Below are 3,453 nucleotides of genomic sequence, written 5' to 3' on the forward strand. Positions count from 1 at the left end.
ACTGAGGTCGGAATAGAGAAAACGGTAACTACATATACGGCAAGGCACAGCTTTTCAACGGTATTAAAACGTTCAGGAGTTTCAACTGAATACATAGGGGAAAGTTTAGGTCACAACAATCTAAGGACTACTGAACTTTACCTTGATAGTTTTGAAGATGAAACAAAAAAAGAAGTGGCTAAATACTTAACGGCTTTTGCAGGGTAATAGACGTTAAATTAAAAAAACTCCCGATTTACTTTATTTAGTCGGGAGTTTTTTTTGTTATTAACATTAAGAGGAATGCTTAGATTAACATCTTCTACATCTAATGGTTACACAGGATAATATTAAAGTTAGAATGTCGATTATTGGTTAATAATCTCTAAAGCTTTTTCAATATAGGGATCTTTGCCTTGCAGTACATCTTCAATCGTTTTTTCAACCAAAATATCTGGCATATTACCTTTTGCATGGAACTGCGAACCATCAGAAAAGATCGTTAATGGTCCCGTCCATTGGATTTGAAGACCGCCTGGCAATGTATACATATTTTTAGCACCAGTTGCACCTGCTGTTGGTTGCCCGATAATCGTAATTTCATTATTACAATATCTCAAATTCGAAATAAAAGTTTCAGGAGCACTACATGCACTTCCATCAATAATGACAAAAACTCTTGCTTTAATAAAAGGTTTTTGAGGAATATGCTTAAACCTATTAGATTGCTTGATTAATGATACTTTTTTTAATCTAATTTCTTCTCCATCTGGATAAAGAATTTGATTATAGTTAATGCTTAATGGATGACCTGAAATTTTCTTTTTGAAAAGATGTGTATGTAATTTTTGTTTGTCAAGAAAATATCCTCTAGCGTCAATAATCAGAGATTTCGAATATTTAATAGATTCTATAATTGAATTATCTTTTGATTGAAGTTCCCTCATATTTACGTACCAGATTCCATCAGATAATTCTTGAGAGGATTTGTTTGGCTGTATTAACTTCTCATAATCTGAAATTCCTATGTTCCTATTCAATTCAACCCTTATATTTTTAGAGTTAGAAATAGCTTCAATAATAGTTGTAGAATCTACATGTCCTCTAAAAGCATTTATCTTAGCCATATAGTTAATCCAATCATCGCTTCCTGAAATATATTTTTCTACGTCTTTATAGTATAGTTTAGCATCAGTATTATTTATCCTTTTAATTTCATCACCTACCCTTAATATGATGGAGTCTGAAAATACATGAGTGATTATTAATTTATCATTAATCCATTCGCAAGCAATTGGTGGCAGATGATAACCTTCTTTATAATCATCAATAGACCAAACACGTACATGACTATCATGGAAGTGATTTAAAAACATCTCAATATTCTTTTTAAAGTCTATTAGGGTTATGCTCTGATAAGCATTTGCTATTGCATTTGTGACATTCTCATTCCAAGCTTTTTCGTACAAATAGGGCAAGTATGGATTAAAATGTTGAAATATATTGTATAGGATAACAATATCTGCAAGGCGCAGATAGAGATTCTCAGCACGCATACTATCTTCGCTTATATTCTTGAGACGCAATGATAAATGCGATAACTTTTCTGGATTTGAAAGTGGATAGGTCGAGTTTTCATTACCATATAACGCTAATGGAACGATGCATCTTAGACCATACCCAATTTCTTTTTCGATATATTCTCCAATTTGTATTTGCTTATCGAATATTTGATTTGGTGTTGAATATTTTACTGAATCAAAAGTTTCTAGTAAGCAACTATTATCAATGATTGTTGTTCTTAAATTTCCTGTTGCTTTCCAGGAGTTTTTACTTGCTTCATTTTTATTAAAACCATTCTTATAAAAAACCTCCCATTTATCATTCGATTTAATTTGCACTTCAATATCATCTATTAAAAGCTGTCCTTCTCCCTTAAATACTATTCCTGTATACAAGCGGTTAGTAAATGAATTAAATGTGCCTTCAATTGTCCTTTCTTGCCAAACAGTATCTGAAACAGATAAGTCTTCAGTTGTTTCAAATATCTCACCTGATCTTAGTATTAAAAAACTATTACAGGCTCCGTTAAGTCTTTTCATTTTCGCCCTAAACCTAAACTCTTTACCTGCAATACTGTCATTGTTGATACCTAGACCATAAGTTTTAAATAAGGGGTGAAATTCCTTTGTATGTATAGGTCTATTTACGCGTAAGCTTTTGTTTAGCTTAGGCATAAAACCTGAGTTAAAACCTTGATGTTGCCAATAAATAGGTTTGTAACCAGTACTATCTAGAGGGGTAATTTCTGATACTTCAAAATTGATATTTTCTTTTGAATTGAAAATTATTAATGTTGGAGCTATTGGTTGGAAAAGTTCATAGAGTGTGTTTTTTAACTCTTGCGGACTCCTGCATTTCTCAACTTCTCGACATCCAAGAACTGCAAATTTTTCCCAATCTATTTGCTGTGCCTCATCACTTGGGTGAAAATAACGGATATAACCATATAATTTTGCAAAGGTATATAGGTTATCTATTTGCTTTTGTGTTTGAGCATTTAATGACCATGAAGATAAAAACAAGAGAATTAGATAAACCAGTTTATTTGGATTCATATTTATATAGATTTTGTGTTATTTGATATTCTGTTTGTTCGTCATTAACTTGTTAGTTTTGTGAATAATACTATTGGACTTATCCCAAAGTGGTTCACTAAAAAAATAAAGCATCTAGCTTTTATAATTGGAATACTCTAAGTTGCTGTAAACCTCAAAAATATTAATATTATCGAGGATATTGTTATAGAGGTAGAATAAAACACTTAATAGCAACCTATAGAAACAATGACAATCGCTTTAGATAAGATAAATTAGAAGCTGGTTAACCTTCAAAAACAATTGAATCAATCCGGTTCAACCATCCTTCAAGGAATAAATGATTTTTGCCTTTCTTGGCAATCTTGTGGTAATAGCGGATTCGAGCTTTTTTGATTTCCCCAAAAAGTTCCTTTGGTTGACAATTGGCAATTGCAGTAAGTGTCATTTTACCGATAATACCGTCCATTTTCAAGTCGGCATCAAAGAATTGATTTAATACACGTTGAACGCCCCTAGCTCCCCATACTCCACTATTAACGCACCAGTCAAAAATGATTTCTTGTAGTGAGCCATTAGAGATATCATCAACTTTAAACCTTTTGTAAAAGGTCTGCTTATAAAAATCCTTTACAAGCTGTGTCAATTGAGGAACATCAATCTTAAAGTTCCAAGGTATTTTACCATAGGTTTCTTTGTAGGCATCAATGTACTGCCAGCCTTCCCAATCGGGATGCAAATTCCGGGCAACCCCCATGTAGGTTTCTCCACCTCGGTCGCCCTCTACGTTGGCATAATAGCCTTCATGTTTGATTACGCCATCGAACAACTCATCGAATGTTTTCATTTATTACGTCTGTTTTTAAGTTTGACATCG

3 protein-coding genes are annotated in these 3,453 nt (G+C 32.8%); 1 reads left to right on the forward strand and 2 read right to left on the reverse strand.

The window, feature by feature from the left end:
- The coding region (locus J1N10_RS20525; RefSeq protein ID WP_262328607.1) for a tyrosine-type recombinase/integrase at nt 1-207 on the forward strand (207 nt) is incomplete at its 5' end.
- 140 nt (nt 208-347) lie between these two features.
- Here J1N10_RS20525 and J1N10_RS20530 read toward each other — a convergent pair.
- Entirely contained in the window at nt 348-2,597 is a 2,250-nt protein-coding gene (locus J1N10_RS20530; protein ID WP_262328608.1) for a S41 family peptidase, read from the reverse strand.
- Between the two features lie 265 nt (nt 2,598-2,862).
- A complete protein-coding gene (locus J1N10_RS20535) occupies nt 2,863-3,423 on the reverse strand; it encodes a glycoside hydrolase family 108 protein (RefSeq protein WP_262328609.1) in 561 nt (186 codons plus the stop codon).
- Nucleotides 3,424-3,453: the final 30 nt, after the last annotated feature.

The sequence above is a fragment of the Carboxylicivirga litoralis genome, assembly GCF_025499605.1.
In the GTDB taxonomy this organism is placed as follows: Bacteria; Bacteroidota; Bacteroidia; order Bacteroidales; family Marinilabiliaceae; genus Carboxylicivirga; species Carboxylicivirga litoralis.

Bases quoted from the DNA above. Each gene is read 5' to 3' on its own strand.
- J1N10_RS20535 (WP_262328609.1), bottom strand. From the start codon at position 3,423: ATGAAAACATTCGATGAGTTGTTCGATGGCGTAATCAAACATGAAGGC.
- J1N10_RS20530 (WP_262328608.1), bottom strand. From the start codon at position 2,597: ATGAATCCAAATAAACTGGTTTATCTAATTCTCTTGTTTTTATCTTCA.